We start from the raw sequence: 19329 nt of genomic DNA, 5'->3' as shown, positions 1-19329 counted from the left end.
GGGACAGGCTAATATCCGGTCATCTCCAGATAACCTTGTCCTGAGGTGCTTCCATCAAACTCTATTGGCCCCTCCCAGTAGGGGGTTGACGTCGCCATCCAGGCTTTCTCGTTTAGCGGCTTCGTCTTTATGTCTAGACCACGGCTGGGTATCTTCACGCTCCATTCGACCGGAATGCTCTTTCCGTTGATATCCGCGGTCCGCAACGGACTGAGCAAGACGTCTTTCGGATCGACGGGAGACGGCCTGCCATCGGCGGAAATCCAGTTGGCGGAGATGTAGCCGCTTTTGTCGTCACGCAGACGGAAGGCCATGAGTTTTTCGCCGGATGCAAGGTGAAGGGAAAACCAGTCCCATCCCGTCTGGCTCGAGGCTAGCGGTTGCGACGACCATTCCCGATCGAGCCACGCCTCGCCCGTTACCTCATGGGTTTCACCATCAAGAAAGACGCTGCCGCTGACACTGTAGAATGGCTGGGAGTAATAATAGCTTGCCTGGCCCTCTGCCGATTTAACGGAGTAGCCGTTGTCCCCCTGACGCACCAAAGGCCCGTGGGCCTGAAGTTTCAGACGATATCGGAAGCTCTCGCCATTGGCGTTCAAATCAAGCTGATCGAGGTCGTCCCGTGCATCGTCAGTTCCTGCCTTCATTTGCCAATTGTCAATCCAGGCCTCGAAGGGTTCGCCTTTGACCCCCGCCTGCCCCACGCCTCCCCGCGCCAGCCGTTCGGCAACATGGTGGCGGCTCGCAGTCGTCACGGCTGCGTGGCCAATCCAAATTTGAGGGTCGGACCATCCGGGGCGCTCGACAGGTTCAAGTGCAGAACGAAAGAGTGTCCATTGGACGCCCATGCGCTGTCCATCGGCCGTCCGCAGATTTGCAGTAACGTACCACCACTCGATCCTGAAACCGGGATGTGCCTTGTGGTCTTTTGGAAAGACGAGTTCAACGCCTCGTGTGGGAATACTGAAGCCTTCGGCATTTGACCCGAGGCCCGCAAAGCCCTGCCCTATGACCGGCGTGGGCAAGGAAGTGCATGAAGCGCAAAGGAGCAGGAGGACGGCTTTAGCGTTCACTGGCGAATATCCTCAAAAGATCGGCCGGCGCGGTTTTAGCAAGCCGTCGAACAGGGATCAGGACCGAAATGATGGCGGCGAGCAGGGCAACAAGACCCAGCCTCAGCCAGTCCAGCGGAAACAGGATCAGCGGCAGTCGCCATCCAAAAGCCTCCACATTGATGATTGCCAGCAAAACCCAGGCCAGTCCCAGCCCGACAGGAATGGCAGCAATGAATGTCACAAGCCATAGTGCAAGAGTTCGCAGCACCTCCAGCATCGCAAGGTCGCGGCGACGAAGTCCAAGTGCCCAGACAGGAGCAAGCTGCGGCAATCGAAGCGAAGCGAGCGTAAGCTGGCTCGAAAACATGGCAAAACCCGCCACCGCGAGCGTGAGCACATTCAGCGCGCCGGTGACCGCAAACGTCTGTTCGAAGATTGCAGCAGACTGCCGTTTCAGCGAGGCCTGGTCTACAATATTGGCTTCGGGCAGGCCGAACTCCGTCATGAGGCGTTGTCTGAAGCCCGCAACCTCCTGTAGCTCCATGCGAAGGCCGTATCTCAGCTTTTCAATGTCCGGGTAGTGCTGGACGAGGGCATCAAGACCAATGATGATCTCGCCCCTCGGATTGCCATAGTCGGAAAACACCCCGACGACCCGGGCTTTCCAGCCACCTGGCATTTCTATCTCTGCGCCGGGCGACGCCTTGCCTGTCCTCCAGAACTGTTCGTTGACCAGTGCACCCTTCCCGCTCGCAATCTCGTCCCATGTTGCGGGCGAACCCGAAATCAACGGCCAATGATCTCTGTATGTCGCATCGTCAGCGACCCCGAAGATGCGGACCTTCTGCCCCGAAATTTCCCCTTCCGTACTCCAGATGGGTAGAACCGCCCTTGCCTGGTGTGGAAACCACTGCCGCAGACGCGCAGCTTCAGCCTCGTCACGGGCCGTCACATAGACCTCTGCGGCCAGGCGCTGATCGAGCCATCCCACAAAGGTTTGCCTGAAGCTTGAGACCATGGTGCCGACCCCGATATTGGCCGACAAAGCGAGCAGCAATGCCATCAGCGCAAGGGAAAGACCTGGCAGCTGCTGGCGCGTATCGGCGAAAAACCAGCGGGTCAGTCCGTGTCCGGAGATGTGTTCGGCCGCTCTCATGCCCAGTGCCAGCAAGGTTGGAAGAATGAGTGCAGCGCCCAGAAGAAGCGCTGCAAGCACTGCGAAACCTGAAATGAGACCGCCGCCCAGCAGCACAAGCGCGCCAGATACAAAAAGCAGAACCATCCCGGCGGCCGCCTGATGGAGGAGGCTTTTCGTGGACACCATCGCCCACGCCCTGCCCTGTGCCGTGGACAGTATCGGCATCCGCCAGACGCGGAGGAGATGTTGAAGCGAGGAGAGCCCGGTCCCCACCAGCGCCATTGCAAGGCCGGCGATCCACCATTCAGGCCGCAGCGAGAGTGAACCGGCAACACTGGCCCCGTAAAGGCCACGCAGGGTCGCGGCCACGCCCGGCAACAGAGCCGATGCGACCACGTATCCGACAACAATGCCGAGCGCTCCCGATACCAGTGCAAAGAGCGCGGTTTCGATAACCAGCATCAAGGTTAAGGAGCGAAGCGAGACCCCGAGCGACCGTATGGTCCTGAACGTGCCACGCCGTTGCTCGAACGACAGGCCCGTTGCGGAATACACGATGAAGAGACCGACAACGAAGGCAAGAAAACCAAAAGCCGTCAGGTTAAGATGAAAACTGTCCGTGAGGCTTGCGACGTCGGGCCTGCTTTTTGCCTGTTCGAGGGAAAGTTCAGGGGCTATGTTTCCGATCGTCGGAAGATCGGGGTCTTGCGATGGCGAAACGATAAGCCGGCTCAGGTCACCATTGCGTTTCAACAGGCGGTCAGCCGTGGAAATATCGACAAATGCTGCGCCGTCGGGGAGATCCGCTCGTGCCTTAAGGGAAAGGCCAGAGGTATCTTTCAATGTGGCAGCCGTTGCAGGCGAAACGATCATCTGTCCGGGCGTCTGGACGAATTCCACCAGCCCGGACGGATCAGATGGTGCAGGCACCATTCCGTCGGATGGCATGGTCAGGGGGTCGATGCCGATAAGCCTGATACGCGTCGTACCAAACCTGTAATCGCCTTCAATGATCGGAGAGACGTGCAAACCCGCCCTTCGAAGCCGGGCATATGTTTGCGAGGAAATTCTGCCGCCGTCCTTTGCCACCAGTTGATCCAGCTGGTTTTGCGCCAGGACCGAGGCCGCCCGGTCATAACTTGCTCTGGCTTCGGCATTGATTGCCTGGACGGCGCACCAGAGGCCGGTTGCAAGCGTGACGCCGACAATGAGGGTGAGAAGCTGAAGCGGTCGGTAGCGCCAGTGTGAGAGCAGCGCCCGGAAAGCGGTCCAGTTCATTACGAAACCTTTCCACCACTCAGCGCGATACGCCGATCGAGTTTTACCGCCAGCCGGCTGGAATGGGTCACCAGGAGGAGTGTGATCTGCGCGGACTTTGTCAGTCTCAACATAATATCGGTGACGATATCAGCCGTCGCCTCGTCGAGATTACCTGTCGGCTCATCGGCAAGAATGAGGGGCGGTCTTGCCGCAAGCGTACGTCCGATCGCCACCCTTTGTTGCTGACCGCCGGAGAGCTGTTCGGGATAGCGTGCAAGCAGCTCTCCGATCCCCAGCGCCTCGACCAGGCTTTTTTCCCAGACCGGGTCGAAACGGCCCGCCAGCCGGGCATGAAACGAGATATTGGATCCGACATCGAGGCTCGGAATGAGATTGAACTGCTGGAAGATCAATCCCACCTCCCGGCGTCGGAAGCTCGCTCGACCGGCCTCGTCGAGATCGGTTATTTTCCGCCCCCCCACCGTGATGATGCCACTGTCGGGCAAATCAAGGCCGCCGGCCAGATGCAAAAGCGTACTCTTTCCGCTGCCGGATTCCCCCGTCAGGGCAAGACTTTCGCCGGCTTCCAGTGAAAGGTCGACGCCGTTCAGGACCGGGATAATGCCTTCGGCTGTCTGGTAGGATTTCTTGATGCCGGAAAGTGAAAGGACCATGGCTCTTCGATCTCTGCTTCGTCCTATATGGACCGATATGCTGGCGGATCTCAACCGGTTTAGATACCGATATTCCAAGCGCAGCCTTAACGATCGCACTGATTCTGGCTGTAAAGTCGCCCTCCCCTCTGACGTCTCCCCCCTCCCGTTCCGAGCGTGAGATGGCACCCGACACAAAAAACACTCGCCGTAGCCTTCCGACAGTCATGGCGGCTCCAGGGGGCCTGGATTGACCGACGAACTACAACATCAACGTGACGGTTTATGTCGCAGCCGCTTCGATCATTTCTGAGCCGGGCAAAAGTGAGCGGCGTGGCGATGAAGGCTGCCGAGGCAAAATTTCCTCAAAACTTGGGAGTATCCATGTTAGTCACGGGCATCCGATCACTTTGGCTCACATGACAGGCGCATACAGGCTTCACCCTGTTGAAGAATTGTCCTATGCTGTGCAAACATGACAGGCTGTGTGCATCCGGACGGCGAAGGTCGCCAAGGCAGTGTCCGGCCACAAGCAACTTCTAAACTCGGCCGGACTCTCATTGGAGAGTCGTCATGTCGGAACAATCTTTTGCAACGCCGTCCTTGCCGTTCGTACGTGTAGAAACCTGCGACGGAATACACGCCGCTGTCGCCTTTGAGGTGATGCGTGATCACTATGGGGTTTATGCTGCGACAGCCGCGGCATGGTGCGCCATAGAAGCACGTGGCGACGGTAAGGATGACCATTATCGTTTCTGGTTTGGTCTTTTTTGCGATCTTCGCAAGGCGTCCCCGGTCTTCTCTCTTCAGTTGCCACCAGCCTTCAAAATTCCAGGAATTTCTGAGCGCTCCGGAATTCCGTCCGCGGAGAACAGGTGTGACTGCCTCTCGGTGCTGCTCAAATCCCGGCATGTCGGAAACGCAATTATTCGCGAAATACGATCAATAATAAAAAACTAATATTGGATTTGGCGCGGCAGCGTAGCCAATGTCTGCCAGCAAATTGCGAAAAATCAATCCATTACGAGGGCGAACGATGAAACGTGGAATCCTGTTTGTTACATTTGTAGCAGCAACCGGCCTGGTCAGATCTGCAGACGCAGAGCAGTTGATCGTCAACAGCTACGGTGGACCTTACGAAGATATCATCCGGGACCGGATCATCGAGCCCTTCGAAAAAGAATTCGGCGTGAAGGTTATCTACGACGCGGTTGGATCCGCGTCGCAAGACTTTGCGAAAATCAAGGCGACGCGTGGACGACCGGGCTTCGATGTCGTCGTCATGACTGCCTCGCAGTCGCTTGATGGCTGCCGCGATGGGCTTCTGGAGAAGTTTTCGCCGGAAAACGTACCCAATATTGCGAAACTCAACCCTGAAATCAGCAGGATCGCCGGCCCCTGCGGTGCTGTCCACGAAATTCAGTACCTGTCGCTTCTGTGGCGTAGTGACAAGCTCAAATCCACACCAACCTCCTGGTCGGCATTTTTCAGCGAGGAACTGAAGGGCAAGGTTATCCTTCCAACGTTCCAGAACATCATGGCTGCCTATCTCATGGAGATCATGTCGGTTGCGAACGGTGGCGATCTTATCGACAACGTCGATCCCGGCTTCGAGGCGATGGGCAAACTTGCAAAACAATCGATCGGCTTCGAACAGTCTTCCTCAATCATGGAGAATTACATGAAAGAAGGCCAAGTCTGGGCCATGCCATTCTGGAACGGGCGTGCGCAGCTGCTCGTCGACAGCGGTTTGCCGGTTGATTACGTAAGGCCCACGGAAGGGACGATCCCGCTCGTTGCGACCTTGAATGTGCCGATTGGCGCCCGCAATAAAGAAATGGCGAACAAATTCGTCAATTTCTTTCTCGAGAAATCCAGCCAGGAGGCGTGGGTCACGGGCTATAATGTCGGCAGCGCCCGCACTGATATCGATGTTCCCGATGACGTCCGCGCCCGTCAGATCACCACCGAAGACGATCTGAAGACCCTTCTTCTCCCTGATCTTTCCACCGTCGCAGCCAAACTGCCGGAATGGGGAGCTCGCTGGGAGCGTGAAGTGATCGCGGCAGCGAGATAAGGGAGGGCACAATGACAACGCTGGAACTCCTGTCGCCACTTGAACCTGCGCGACGCCGGGCCTTTGCGCTGCGGCCCTATCTTTCTCTAGTGCCTCCTGCAACGGTACTTTTGATCTTCTTTGCTGTGCCAATGGGCATGATGGTCGGGATGAGCTTTCAAGGAGCCGATGATGAGGCGTGGACAACAGCCAACTATCAGCGGTTTTTTTCCGACGATCTGATGCTGGCTGGTCTTGGCCGGACAATGCTCATGTCCGGTCTGGTTGCCATTTGCGTAACCGTTATGGCCTATCCGCTAGCATATTACCTGGCACGTTCGACGTCACGCTGGCGCACAGTCGTGTTTGCACTTGCGATTGCGCCGGAACTTGCCGGTGTTGTGCTGCGCACTTACGGCTGGCTGGTAATCCTGGAGGACCACGGCTTTGTGAACTCGATGCTGATATGGGCAGGGTTGATCTCTGACCCACTGCCACTGTCGAGAAGCATGTTCGGCGTCGTCGCTGGTCTGACGCATGTCGTTCTGCCCTTCGGGGTTCTTTCCTTGCTGACAAGCCTGCAAGGCATCAATCCCAATCTCGAAAAGGCCGCGCAAGTCCTGGGGGCCTCGCGTCCGGCCGTACTCCGCCATATCGTTTTGCCGCTTTCCATTCCAGGCATCGTCAGTTCGCTGCTCATCGCTTTCACGATGGCTGCTAGTGCCTATGCGACCCCGGCACTCCTCGGCGGTGCGGGCTTCAAGGTACTCGCAACGATGGTCTACGAGCAGGTCCTTTTCTACATCGACTGGCCGTTCGCTGCGGTGATGGCGAATGTGTTGCTGGCGGCAATGCTTGTCGCAGTCTTCATTGGCTCTCGCATTGAAGCGCGCCTCCATAACAAGCTGCATCTCTAGGAGAATGACGTGAACCGGTTTTTGTCGATTACCTTCAAGACTTCGCTGGCGCTCATCCTTGCATTCATCACGCTCCCGCTCCTGGTCGTGCTGGTGGCATCCGTGAGCCCGACCGCAAAGATCGTTTTTGCACCATCGCTCTGGACAACGAAGTGGTATGGCGCGCTCTTGACCAGCCGCTGGATCGACCCATTTTTGCTCAGCGTCGAGCTCGCGCTGATTGTAACGGTTCTCAGCGGACTGTTTGGGCTTCTGGCAGCCTTCGCGGTCGCCTACGAAAAATGCCCGGGCCATGCCGCTATCATGTCCTTCCTGTTGTCTCCGCTTTCCGTCCCGCAGATCGTCAAGGGGGTGGCAATCGTGCTGTTCCTTTCCTCGACCGGGTTTTATGGTCTTCTCGGAACGCCCGGCCTGATCATCGCACACGTCATACTCACCTTGCCATTCGTTGTGCGGATGATCGCAGGTGCAATGTTCAATTTCGACAAACGGCTTGATCTTGCGGCGCGTGTTCTGGGTGCAAGCAAGCTGCAAAGGATCCGCTATATCCTGCTGCCCTTGATCAAGCCCGGCCTTTTTTCAGGAATGACCTTCGCGTTCATTCTCTCCTTCAACAACATTCCCCTGTCGGTCTTCCTCGTCCGGCCTGGCGAAACGACACTTCCCATTACCGTTATCAATCACCTTGAATACAGCCTCGATCCGGTTCTGGCGGCAGTCAACGTCACCTCCCTCTTCTTTATCCTCGCGGCCGTCTTTCTCTTCGAGCGGATCGGCGGTTTTTCGACACAGATACATGGTGGAAGCAAATGAGCACAATGGACATAGAACTGATCGCGATCACCAAGAATTACGGTGCCAACCGCGTCGTCGACAATATTGATCTTTCGATCCCGGCAGGCGAATTCGTCAGCATCCTGGGTCCGTCCGGTTGCGGCAAGACAACGACCCTGAACATGATCGCGGGCTTCTCGGATCCTTCCAGCGGAGATATCCGGATCCGGGGGCAAAGCCAGCTGGGTGTCCCCCCGGAAAAGCGCGGGATCGGACTGGTTTTTCAGAACTACGCCTTGTTCCCGCATATGACGGTTGCCGAAAATGTCKCCTTTGGCCTGAAAATGAAAGGTTGCCCAAGAGCTAAAACCGAGGCCGAGGTGCAGTCGGCCTTGAAACGTGTGCATCTCGAGGGTTTCGAACAGCGATATCCCAAGGAATTATCCGGCGGTCAGCAACAACGCACTGCGCTTGCCCGAGCGATCGCGCCGAAACCGTCGCTCCTTCTTCTGGATGAGCCCTTGTCCAACCTGGACCTCAAACTGCGAGAGGCGATGCGTATTGAGCTCAAGGAAATCCAGGAGGAGCTCGGAATGACTTTCATTTATGTCACCCACGACCAGGACGAGGCAATGGCGATGTCTGACCGCATCGTGGTCATGCATGGTGGCCTTGTGGCGCAAGAGGGTAAGCCGGACGATATTTATGACCGTCCACAGTCGCGTTTTGTCGCTGATTTCATCGGGAAATCAAATCTGCTTCCGATCGTATCCCTGAGACGGGATGAAGCAGCGACGATTGCTGTTGTCGAGGGCGGTCTTGAACTGATCGTCGTGTCGCCGGAAAATCCCGATGTCGTCCGGTACTGTTGCCTGCGACCGGAAGCCGTCCGTCTCACGCCCCGGGGAACCGAATTACCCTCCCCTACCAATACGTTCAATGGAACCGTAACCCGGATCGTCAACCTCGGGGCGTATCGTGATTGCTTCGTCACCCTCACGAACGGGACCGTTCTCAAGTCACTCGTGCGATCGACGCGGCTGCCCGATTTGAGGGTCGGTCATCCTGTCCTTCTCTCAATTGATCCCGAGGCTGTACAGCTGCTTGAAGATTGAATTGATCGCGTATTACTATCAATGAACTGAAATTGATATTGGAGATACGAAGGTCAGTAACGCTACTCTTCCCTTGCAGAGATGGAAATTTTCAAGGAAGGAACAGGAAATGCTTAACACTCAAAGAATATCGGCCGTACAGGACGGAAGCAACGTTTGTGCCGACATCGTCGGGTTCGACTTCAACAACTATGACGAAAGGGACATTGAGGAAGTTCGCAAATACTGGCTGCACTACGGCGTTCTTCGTTTCAAGGCCGCTAACATCACTGACGAGCAGCAAGTCGCTTTCTCCCGTCACTTCGGCGAGTTCGTCATTCACCCCAAGCAGTTGCAGGAGGGTGGACATCCGACACACAAGGAAATCCTTGTTATCGCCAATACCATGAAAGACGGCAAGCCTTCCGGTGCCATGGGCAACAGCGAGGCGACCTGGCACACGGATACCTGGTTTTACGAGCGCCCACCAGCAGGTGCAATCTTGCGTGCGGTGGAGGTGCCGGCGGAAGGTGGGGACACCTACTTTCTCTCCACCTATCGCGCCTACGATGCATTGCCGGAAGAGTTTCGCAAGGCAATCGATGGCAGGCAGATATTCTTCCAGAACGTCTACGACAAAACCGGGAAGTTGCGGCTCGGCAAGGTGAAGCCTGCCAGCAAGGATTTCCGGGAATGGAACGGTATTGTCCATCCGCTGGTGCGCACTCACGCGGAAACCGGTCGCAAGGCGCTTTATCTTGGTGGAACGGCTGAAGGTGCATGGATCGTCGGGATGCCACTTGATGAAAGCGATGACCTGCTGAAGCGCCTGTGGCAGCACACGACCGAAACAAGCGAGGTTTTTGTCCAGAAGTGGACGAGAGGCGACATCATGATGTGGGACAATCGTTGCACCATGCATCGCCGGGATTCTTTTGATCCCAACACGATCCGGATCATGCACCGGACCACGACCTTCGGCGAACGTCCGGTCTGATCGTCTCAAGCTTAAGAAAAGCGACCTTAATCATGCAAGAGTACCGGATAGAAAAGGGAGGGGCTCCCCTTCCAACGGACCTTTGTGTCCTGCTGCAGGATGTTGAAACTGCAACGATCGGACATACCGAGCATATTGGCTTTCTCAACACAGGCATCCGTCCGGTCCTTCCTGCGAAGGTCATCGGGCAGGCATTGACCGTCGCGGCACCAGGCCGCGACGGAGTGATCATCTATAAGGCGATCGACCTCATCCGGCCCGGCGATATTCTCGTTATCGCGCGGGTTGATGGGGACGATATCGCCTGTATCGGTGGCGGCGTCGCGACAGCAGCAAAAGCGCGTGGCGCTGCTGCAATTATCGTGGACGGACCATGCACTGATGTCGAGGAAATCGTCGCGTCAGGCCTGCCGGTCTGGTGTTGCGGAGTTTCGGCAAAAACGACGAACCGGGCATTCCGGACTGGTGGCTCCATCAATGTTCCCGTCGCCTGCGCCGGCACCGCGGTGCTTCCCGGTTTCGCGGTCCTCGCAGACACTTCCGGGATCTTCGTCGCAGACCGTTCACGGATGCGGAGCCTGGCTGAGGCGGCACTGAAGCGTCAAGAACGGTCCGCTCGGCTGCGTGCCCATCTTGCGGCAGGCTATTCAATCTTCGCGTACGATGAGGGGCAATCCCAATGAAAATATCGCTTATTCAAATGAACTCTCAGCCGGACCGCAGGGCAAATTTGCGTCAGGCGCAGGCTTTGATGCTCAAGGCCGTCAAGGAGGAGGTGCCGGATCTGATAGTCCTGCCGGAACATTTCGATTGGTCAGGCGGTACCGCCGCGGAAAAGCTGGCGGCGGCAGACTACATGCCCGGTGGTGCAGCTTACCGGATGGCGCAGGAATTTGCTTGCCGGCACGGATTATGGCTCCATGCCGGCAGCATGCTCGAGCGTGTTCCCGGGGAAGAGCGAATATACAACACCACCGTTGTGTTCGATCCCGAAGGCAGGGAAGTCGGCCGCTATCGCAAGATTCATCTTTTCGACATTGTGGCTCCCGACGGCAAGGCCTATCGCGAGTCCGTCACGGTCGCACCGGGGCACGACCTTTTTGTCTACGAGGCTGGCGGCTTCCGGATCGGAGCCGCCATCTGCTACGACCTCCGGTTTTCCCGCCTGTTCGATCAACTTGCCGAGAACAAGGTCGATCTGGTCATTCTGCCGGCTGCCTTCACGATGCAGACCGGAAAGGATCATTGGGAGGTCCTTTGCAGGGCACGCGCCATCGAGTTCCAGGTCTATTTCGCCGCGTGCGGCCAATGGGGCAGTTACCTTGCTGCCGGCGGCGAGACCCGGCAGTGTTTCGGCAACTCTCTGGTTTGCGATCCGTGGGGACAAGTCATCGCCCGCGCCTCGGATGGAACCGGCATTGCAACGGCACGGCTGGACAGCCAACGAATAAATGACGTGCGCCGGCTTATTCCGATGGAGCGCCATCGTCAGCAGTTTCCAAGCGCAGCATCCCGGGCAGGTCTTGCTGAAACGCCGTCACCAACAGCTCAACATCTAGTAGTCGAAAATGCTGCCTGCGACGGGCTATGTTCGACTTGCCGCAGCAAGACAGACCTGCCTGCCTCGTGTGAATAGTCGAGAGAGCGCCATGACGACCCCCGCAACGCAGACCCTTGCCGAATGCCTCGTGAATGCGTGTTTTGAGAACCTTCCGCCGGACGTGGTAGAGAAAGCAAAGCTCTGCCTGATGGACTCGGTCGGATGCTTTTTCGGCGGTCACCAAACCCCGCTCGCTTCGGGCCTGGAACGGATTTCGGCTGGCATCGCCGGAGGTTCCGCTAACCCTCCCCGTCCGGATCCCGCCTGGCACGCATTTCGGTACGCGACTCTGGCCAACGCCCTTGACCTCGATGACATCTACTGGAAGGGGCATCCCGGGGCGACAGTGGTTGCTGCCGCTCTCGCGGTTGCCAACCGGTCGCGCTCCACAGGGCGCGACCTGATTGCTGCAATCGTCGCCGGATACGAGGTGGGATGCCGCATCGGCATGTCGCTCCGCCACAACAGACCGCGCAAGACCGTCCATGGCCATGGCACCTGGCAAATATTCGGCGCGGCCGCCGCGTCGGCGAAACTGCTAAAACTCGATCATAAGCAAGCGGCCCATGCCCTGGCAATCTCGGCTGTCAATGCACCTGTGGCGTCGGTCATGAAGACCGTTTACGGGGCCGTACCGACAATGGCGAAAAACAATTTTGCGACCGCAGCAATGGGCGGCGTCAACGCAGCCTTTCTTGCTCGTGCCGGATTTGAAGGGCCTCTTGACGTTTTCGAAGGAGACACCGGTTTCTGGCAGATGGCGGGAGCCGATGGCGTCGACCTGTCGCAGCTGAAAATCGGGCCCGGTATTCGCTATGAAATACATGACGTCGGCTTCAAGGCGTTCAGCTGCTGCAGGATCATTCAAAGCAGCGTCGAAGCTGCTGTTGAGGCATTCGCCGTCGCGGCTGTTCACGGCAAGGGTCATGACGTCAGGGAAGTCGAGGTCTTCGCTTCCGAGATCGTCTGCCGTCCCCCGTTCAATGATCCCCAACCCCGCGACATCTGGGCGGCCCAGTTCAGCGCACCTTTTTCAATCGCCATGGGCGTGCTCGGACACGCTGCCGGTCCGGAATGGTTCGAGCCTTCCCGTTTCCTGGATCAAACAGTGCGCGAGCTGACGTCAAAAATCCGGCTCTTTCCGCTGAAACCCACGGATCGATTGAGCCATCATCACGGGGCAAAGGTCCGTCTTCACCTGCTCGACGGCCGCGTGGTGGAGGCCAATGTCGAGGTTGCAAAGGGCGATGCTGCCAATCCACTTTCGCCTTCGTTTCTGGAGAAGAAGTTTTTGCGCCTGTCGGCGGGGCGTTTGCATGGGAACGCAAAACTGGAAATGCTGCAGTTCCTCAAGCAGCTCGAGTTGAAAGACGACCTGCTGTTTCTGCTGGACACGATCCGCACACCAAGAGGCGTGCCTCAGTCCATGGACAGTCCTATGTAACCGGAATGAATATTGTCGCATAAAAGATAGGTAATCTTGGCTTTATTTCCCGCTGATTCCTGCTGAAATCCTCTCGTTCGGATGTTCGAGGAGGAACTTGCATGAGTGGAGGAATTATCAGTCCAGGCCTGTCAGACATACCGTGTTACTCCGCGACAGATATCGCCGGGAACGAGGCCCTCCTCGATGGCAAGATCGTCCATGAGGTTGCCGGCAAAGCATGGGACGACATTGCGCGCGGTTCCGCGTACGGCACGAAATCCGTGCTCTCCATCACCCCCGGAGAGATTGACAGGCATCCCTTGATCAAGGATGCAGTATCGCTGGAGGAGCGTCTTGGCTGGAAGTTGTCCTGCCTTTCAAGCGTCAACAGCCGCTATGGGGCAGTGAAAATCGTTGGCGCAAACGCCCTCAATCGCCAGCTCGGTCTTCCACGGTCACGGTCCACGATTGTCCTCCTGGACAAATTTACCCTCCTTCCTCTTTGCCTGCTCGATGGAACCGACATCTCCGCCGCCAGGACGGCGACTTATGCGACGCTTGTTCTTGAACGACTGCTCGCGCGCCGTCGAGATATGTCTATCTTCCTGTTCGGCGCCGGACCGATTGCTGAAAAAATCGTTCTGGCACTCGATCGATGCCACGGGGAAAAGATTTGCGAAGTCTTTATCCGTAGCCGCACAGTTGACTCAGCCAACCGGCTCGCGAGATCGCTGGAAAAGACGGTAACCTTCGACATCATTCCTGTTCGGGACAACGCCGATCTCGGTGGATGCGATTTTGTGATTACTGCATCAAACGCCAAAGCTCCCGTCTTCGAGGCCAGTGAGATAGGCGACGCTCCCGTGCTTCATCTGGGTGGAGATGAAACACCCGCGGGACATTTGGAACGGGCGCTGCGGTGCGGTAGCGTTCTGTGTGACGACGTGGAGATGGTTTCGCGTCGTGGTTCGCAAAGCCTCGCGCTTCACTTCTCGCGGAAAGGAACGACGCTGGAGCAATTGGGACCACTTCTCGGCATCCGGTCAATTACGGCGATCCTGGATCCGTTGGAGATCGCACAGGAAAAACCTGTCCACATCACCTGTGTCGGTTTGCCCATGCTGGACCTTTATGTGGCCGCACATGTCTATGAGGCTTTGTCAGGCGTCACTGATGATAACGCCGGCGGAGCGACGGTTGTTGAAGCGCCCCACTGAGAGATGCTCCCATGTATATGACGAAGCTCCTCGCCGAATGCATTGCTGACGGTGTTTTCCATACCGTGCCGGTAGAGGTGAGGAATAAGGCACTGTGCTGCCTGCTCGACGCCGCGACCTGCGCTCTCGCCGGCAAATACACCACCGGATCGACGAGCGTCAGACTGGTTGCCAGCCGAATTTTCGGTCACGGAAACGCGGCCCTCTGGTTTTCGGAGCATCGCTTATCGACCATCGGCGCCGCCTTCGCCAACTCGGCTTCTGTTTGCGCCCTTGATTTTGATGATGGTCATCGTGCCGCGCGCGGACATCCAGGTGCTGCGGTGATCCCTGCTGTTCTGGCCACCTCCGCTGACGGAGTAATCGACGCGGACGAATTCGTCGCGGCGATCGTCGCCGGCTACGAGATAGCCATCCGGATCGCCGCCGCACAAAACCCTGAGAACATAAAAAGTCGCCAAAGCGGTCTCTGGGCCGGCTATGGTGCGGTCGCTGCAGCCGGCAGTATCAATCGCACACGCGGTGATCATCTTGCCCAAGCCTTGGCGATCAACGGTGTATGGGCCCCCAATCAGGCGGCAAATGGAAGTTCCGGCTATTCGAAGCTCACCGGGAATCATGCGAAAGAAGGAATCCCGTGGAGCGTCCTCACTGGCCTCACCGCACTCGAATTGGCCGAAACGGGGTTTACGGGTCCAGAAGATATTCTCGATCACGCCTCCCATTTTGACAGGGATCGTATCGAGAACGGGCTTGGTCTGACCTGGCAAATCCTGGGGACCTATTTCAAGCCGTATTCCTGTTGTCGCTATATTCATCCCGCCATCGATGCAACGCTGGACCTCATGCAAAGCCGGAGACTCGAGCCGAAAGACGTACTGTCAATCGAGGTCCACACATTCCAGTGGGCTCAGCGGCTGCAAAACAAAGTCATACCGAAAACTCTCGTGGAGGCTCAATACAGTTTGCCTTTTTGTCTGGCAGCGGCCGTCCGGCGTGGCGCCTCTGCGCTCGCGCCCATCGATGAGCGACTTCTCGATGACCGGGAAATCTGTTCCCTTGCCGGCGCCGTTACCTTGGCCCTCGATGAACAGATCGACGAAAAATTTCCGTCAGAAACGTTGGCGCGAGTGACATTAACCACTCCTTCGGGCGAAATAACCTCCACCACCGTTATGCCGCGTGGCGATGCGGGCCGACCGATGCTTTGGGACGACCTTAGGGAGAAGTTCCATGAGGTGTGCAAGGGCAAAATGAGTGCAGCGCGTGAGGACGTTTTCGACACGGCGATTGACCAGCTCAAGTATGGTGATCCTCTGCCGTTCCTGCGAGAGATTTCGGCCGACCCGTGATTATTGATCGCTTCGCTTGGCCGTAGAAGCGCCCGAACCATTGCCTTTGATCGTTCCATTCCAGACCACCACCTTGCCATGGATAATGACGTGACGGACGCGGCCCAGGTTGACGCGATCGACGATCACGAGATCGGCGCGCCTGCCCTTCTCGATCAAACCGCGATCGCTTGCCAGTTGTGGAAAGGCTCGTGCGACGTTCCCGGTTGCCAATGCGACAGCTGCAGCCGGTGACATCTGCTTCATGTTGACAATGCGCTGGATTGCCACGAGGATGCTGTCCCAATGGCCGCCGGCATAGTCAGTCGAGATCGTATCGACGCATCCGGCCTCGATCAGGGCGTCGAAATTTGCCGGATTATTGCGCCAACGAGTCTGGATGCTGTCGAGCGTTGAGACATCGATGGTGACGCCACGCCGTCGCAGTTCGTGGGCGAATGATACGGATTCATCAGGCAGAAACATCGGATGGTTCGTATGACCCGCGACGATGTTTGTGTGGGGGTATTTCTCAGCGACTTCGATCAGACGTTGGACCGACGGCGCAGAATTGTGAAAAATCGCCGGGAAGCCCACTCGCGCGGCTTCTCGCGCCACTTCCTCAAAGCCTCTCAGCGCGAGGTCGACCGGTGGCATTACGGACGCGAGAATAACCTGACGTACGGTTCGCGTGCTGCAGACATCGGACAGACCGCATTCGTTGAGTATCGCCTGCAATTCGCGATCGGAAACTCCATCCTCGACTTTCAGGTATCGGCCGACCACGGCATTTCGCAACTGGCGTGAAACCAGAGGTGATACCTCCCGTCCCGTCGCCCGTTTCATCGCCTCGGGAATGAACCGATATTCCTGTGCACCGCCTCCCAGTGTCTGGCCCCCGCCAACCTCGCCAAGGGCTTTTGCTCCTTGAGACAAAGCATCATCGATGGATGCATGTCGATGTCGTTCGGAAAGACCGGCGCCATCGATTGCCAAGGCGGCTTCGATATTGGAAGGGGTGTGCGCTGTGGAGATATGGACATCAAGCGGATGTGGATCGACCTCAAACGCCTCATCAGGCAACGCCAACCCGCATACATTCAACAATGTCGACGTCCCCTCGAGAAGGTGCCTGTTCCTGTTCCAGACGATCACGTCCCTATCGACAGGAGACGACCCGCTCGGCATAGATGGCCCGCACACGCAGCCATGGGCATGCGCATTGATAACGCCCGGGATAATCGTGTGGCCGTGAGCGTCGATGACGTCGATCTCATCAGGATTGAAGGATATATCGCCTGGCTGGACGAAAACAATTCGGCCTTCTCCGATACCGATGGATGCATTTTCATGAAATGTCGCGCCATCTCCCGTTATCACGGAAGCACCGCGTATGATCCTGTCGAGCCGATTATGAGACATTACGATCGTCCCCCAAACCGTCTGGAGCCTGATGCGCAGGGGATTCCAGAATGTAGCCGACACCCCGGACGGTGCGGATAAGATCGGGTTGCCCGTTCCCGTTCAGTCTCTTTCGCAATCGGCCTATGTGGACGTTCAGTGTGCGCTCTTCTACATGATGCAGACTTGGCCACACCGCACTCATGAGCTCCGCCCGCCGGCAAATTTCGGTCGGTCGCTCCATTAAGTACGACAACACAGCAAATTCCAGTGGTCCCAAATGAACGTTTAGACCGTTTCTTGAAACCCGATGATGCTCGAAATCAATCTCAATGCCGCCATAGGACAACTGGCCTGATCGCGCTCGAGGCAGTGCCCGGCTGAGCGTACGCTTGCGCAGATATTCAAGCAGCTTGACCGGCGCAAATGGCCGGACGAAACATTCTTCGGCGCCGGCGCGCTGCATATCGACATATTGCCCCTCGGCGCCCGCACCAATGATTGCGAGCACGGGGACGCCCGCCGTGCGATGATTTCCCTTGATCCTGTCACAGACCTCAACCGCGGGAAAGGGATCAGGTCTGCAGTCAAGCAGTATAGCCATGACCTGGTGATCGTCGGCCAGGTGCGACATCTCTTCCACGCCTCTGGCCATCCGAACCTGATAACCCTCAACTCCCAGAATATGTGAAAGGAGGAGGAAGAAGTCCGCATCAACCGAACCGATCAGGATCAATTTTTTCATCAAATGTCCTTTGCGTCGGCAGCACCCTACAAAAGCAGGGCTGTTATCTCCTGCATCGAACCAACATACCTACAATCGACACACTACTTTCTCCCATTTTCGATGTGAAATCGACTACTAGAAGTAGTAGTCGCCAAACGTGGCGCGTTGTGGCAAATTTGAAATTTATCTTTGTTATCAGGGGAGACGGTGGCCGCCGACACAGTTTGGCTACTCGCAGGACGATCATTGCAGGGACGGACATTTGACCACATCGAAGAGCGGAAAGACCAGGGATGGCTTCGTATCGAACGCTTGGCAGCGAGATCGGAAACGTGGCGTCGTTACATTTAAATTTTCACTGCATCATCCAAGCAGCCATAAACGGCTGTGCGAAACGGCTATCTATGTTGCCGAAGTTGATGCCTCCACCAACGGGCAACAGGCATTCGGGCTACCACGCCATCGCTGCGGTCTGGTTGGAAGCTACATAGCCCGCAACGGAAAGATGCAGCTGCCAAACCAAGACGGTCGCTCGGCGTGACTCCTGACGGGCGAGCTATCGGCGACCGCGCGGGACGCTGACCAAAGCTAGAAAAATGTTGGTAAGGTGTCGGTTTCGAAGCGATCGTTCCTCCAACGTCGAGCCGATAGCCGAACAATAAGTCTGGACGCGGTACAGCCTGCCACGGCTTCAACCGAAAGACGAGCGGCAAAATCATGAGGATGCCGGTCGTCTAAAACGCTGGCGCGTTGTCGTTGAGCGCCCATGGGGAACGAGGTGCTTGTCGTCTGCGCCGTGAGACTCACCTCACATCGAAAAGGATTACGGCATGAAATCAGTGTCTGCGAATCTCGCCAAGGCTATCGAGACAATCACAGATGCCCCCACAGTCTATGAGGCTCTTTTATGTGTTCAGGAAATTTACGACGTCGATTTCGTCACCTATCATCTCACCGCAACTGTGATCAGCGACCTTGATGCGCCGTTTGTTCAATCAACTTACAGTCCGGAATGGATCGCACGGTATTTCCTGAAGCGATATGTTCAGGTCGATCCTGTTGTGCAACAGGGCTTTTTGCGGCAGCTTCCATTCGACTGGCGTGAATTCGAAATGACGCCCGAAATCGCAGCATTCTTTGATGATGCCCGGCAGCATGGCGTCGGAGAGTTCGGTTATTCGATCCCCATCACTGACAGGGTCGGCCGGCGGGCGATTTTCTCCCTCAGTGCGGAGCACGACCCGAAAGGCTGGGACAGACTTGTTGCAGGTAGTCGGTCAGACTGGATCGAAATCGCCTATCAGATCCATATGAAGGCGATCACGGAGATTCATGGCGGAGAAGACCCTGTTCCGGGTCTAAGTGCACGCGAGCGGGAGTGCCTGTCATGGGTAGCACGCGGAAAAGATCATAAGGATATTGCACTCATTCTCGGAATTTCCGAGCATACGGCAAGAAGCTACCTCAAGTCGGGCCGGTTAAAGCTCGGATGTGCAACTATTTCATCCGCCGCGGTCCAGGCGATGAAGTTCAGGCTGATCAACATCTGATGTAGGAGCACGAACCCGGACTTTCACCCTCGTGGCACAACAACCATAGACCTTCAATTTTCGGCGCAATACCTCAATTGATTGTGCCCATCTGTAGCAATGGGCAACCTGGGATTTACGTGCATCCTAT

General features: G+C 56.8%; 17 protein-coding genes. 12 read left to right on the top strand and 5 right to left on the bottom strand.

Annotation, left to right across the window (positions count from 1 at the left end; all coding sequences use genetic code 11):
• Window positions 1–8: 8 nt before the first annotated feature.
• The 3 genes from AC1DCP_RS04570 to AC1DCP_RS04560 are packed head-to-tail and all read right to left on the bottom strand — an operon-like array spanning window position 9 to window position 4130.
• A complete protein-coding gene (locus AC1DCP_RS04570) occupies window positions 9–1076 on the bottom strand; it encodes a lipocalin-like domain-containing protein (protein ID WP_145167133.1) in 1068 nt (355 codons plus the stop codon).
• Window positions 1066–3474 (bottom strand): ABC transporter permease, encoded by a 2409-nt coding sequence (locus tag AC1DCP_RS04565; RefSeq protein ID WP_476774141.1) that lies wholly within the window; start codon window positions 3472–3474, stop codon window positions 1066–1068. The genes AC1DCP_RS04570 and AC1DCP_RS04565 overlap by 11 nt, the downstream gene beginning before the upstream one ends.
• On the bottom strand, window positions 3474–4130 hold the full coding sequence (locus AC1DCP_RS04560) for an ABC transporter ATP-binding protein (protein WP_476774140.1): 657 nt from the start codon (window positions 4128–4130) through the stop codon (window positions 3474–3476). The genes AC1DCP_RS04565 and AC1DCP_RS04560 overlap by 1 nt, the downstream gene beginning before the upstream one ends.
• Before the next feature lie 552 nt (window positions 4131–4682).
• Here AC1DCP_RS04560 and AC1DCP_RS04555 point away from each other — a divergent pair.
• The 11 genes from AC1DCP_RS04555 to AC1DCP_RS04505 all read left to right on the top strand — a co-directional run bounded on the left by AC1DCP_RS04555 (window position 4683) and on the right by AC1DCP_RS04505 (window position 15542).
• The gene (locus tag AC1DCP_RS04555) at window positions 4683–5069 is read left to right on the top strand and encodes a hypothetical protein (RefSeq protein WP_003517325.1); all 387 of its coding nucleotides are present in this window, start codon (window positions 4683–4685) and stop codon (window positions 5067–5069) included.
• A 76-nt stretch (window positions 5070–5145) separates the two neighbouring features.
• Window positions 5146–6186: an ABC transporter substrate-binding protein gene (locus AC1DCP_RS04550; protein ID WP_476774139.1), complete on the top strand. Its 1041-nt coding sequence runs from the start codon at window positions 5146–5148 to the stop codon at window positions 6184–6186.
• Window positions 6187–6197: 11 nt separating this feature from the next.
• On the top strand, window positions 6198–7082 hold the full coding sequence (locus AC1DCP_RS04545; protein ID WP_421415287.1) for an ABC transporter permease: 885 nt from the start codon (window positions 6198–6200) through the stop codon (window positions 7080–7082).
• Between the two features lie 9 nt (window positions 7083–7091).
• Window positions 7092–7895: an ABC transporter permease gene (locus AC1DCP_RS04540; RefSeq protein ID WP_173994819.1), complete on the top strand. Its 804-nt coding sequence runs from the start codon at window positions 7092–7094 to the stop codon at window positions 7893–7895.
• Window positions 7892–8971: an ABC transporter ATP-binding protein gene (locus AC1DCP_RS04535; RefSeq protein ID WP_476774138.1), complete on the top strand. Its 1080-nt coding sequence runs from the start codon at window positions 7892–7894 to the stop codon at window positions 8969–8971. Before AC1DCP_RS04540 ends, AC1DCP_RS04535 begins: the two co-directional genes overlap by 4 nt.
• A gap of 109 nt (window positions 8972–9080) precedes the next feature.
• Window positions 9081–9947, top strand: coding sequence for a TauD/TfdA dioxygenase family protein (locus AC1DCP_RS04530; protein WP_476774137.1), 867 nt, complete (start codon window positions 9081–9083; stop codon window positions 9945–9947).
• A gap of 32 nt (window positions 9948–9979) precedes the next feature.
• The gene (locus AC1DCP_RS04525; protein ID WP_476774136.1) at window positions 9980–10630 is read left to right on the top strand and encodes an RraA family protein; all 651 of its coding nucleotides are present in this window, start codon (window positions 9980–9982) and stop codon (window positions 10628–10630) included.
• On the top strand, window positions 10627–11583 hold the full coding sequence (locus AC1DCP_RS04520; protein WP_003517338.1) for a carbon-nitrogen hydrolase family protein: 957 nt from the start codon (window positions 10627–10629) through the stop codon (window positions 11581–11583). Before AC1DCP_RS04525 ends, AC1DCP_RS04520 begins: the two co-directional genes overlap by 4 nt.
• Window positions 11584–11596: 13 nt before the next feature.
• On the top strand, window positions 11597–12991 hold the full coding sequence (locus AC1DCP_RS04515) for an MmgE/PrpD family protein (RefSeq protein ID WP_174041421.1): 1395 nt from the start codon (window positions 11597–11599) through the stop codon (window positions 12989–12991).
• A gap of 101 nt (window positions 12992–13092) precedes the next feature.
• Window positions 13093–14190, top strand: coding sequence for an ornithine cyclodeaminase (locus AC1DCP_RS04510; protein ID WP_476774135.1), 1098 nt, complete (start codon window positions 13093–13095; stop codon window positions 14188–14190).
• Window positions 14191–14201: 11 nt separating this feature from the next.
• Entirely contained in the window at window positions 14202–15542 is a 1341-nt protein-coding gene (locus AC1DCP_RS04505; RefSeq protein WP_476774134.1) for an MmgE/PrpD family protein, read from the top strand.
• Here the strand turns inward: AC1DCP_RS04505 and AC1DCP_RS04500 are convergent, their stop codons facing one another.
• Both AC1DCP_RS04500 and AC1DCP_RS04495 read right to left on the bottom strand, forming a co-directional pair.
• Window positions 15543–16943, bottom strand: a complete 1401-nt coding sequence (locus AC1DCP_RS04500) for an amidohydrolase family protein (RefSeq protein ID WP_476774133.1) — start codon at window positions 16941–16943, stop codon at window positions 15543–15545.
• A complete protein-coding gene (locus AC1DCP_RS04495) occupies window positions 16933–17667 on the bottom strand; it encodes a response regulator transcription factor (protein WP_113049197.1) in 735 nt (244 codons plus the stop codon). Before AC1DCP_RS04495 ends, AC1DCP_RS04500 begins: the two co-directional genes overlap by 11 nt.
• 812 nt (window positions 17668–18479) lie before the next feature.
• Between AC1DCP_RS04495 and AC1DCP_RS04490 the strand changes: the two genes are divergently transcribed.
• Window positions 18480–19199, top strand: a complete 720-nt coding sequence (locus AC1DCP_RS04490) for a helix-turn-helix transcriptional regulator (RefSeq protein ID WP_174041417.1) — start codon at window positions 18480–18482, stop codon at window positions 19197–19199.
• Window positions 19200–19329: the final 130 nt, after the last annotated feature.

It is taken from the genome of Agrobacterium sp. 10T429 (genome assembly GCF_056393925.1).
This window is presented reverse-complemented; position numbering and strand designations above follow the sequence as displayed.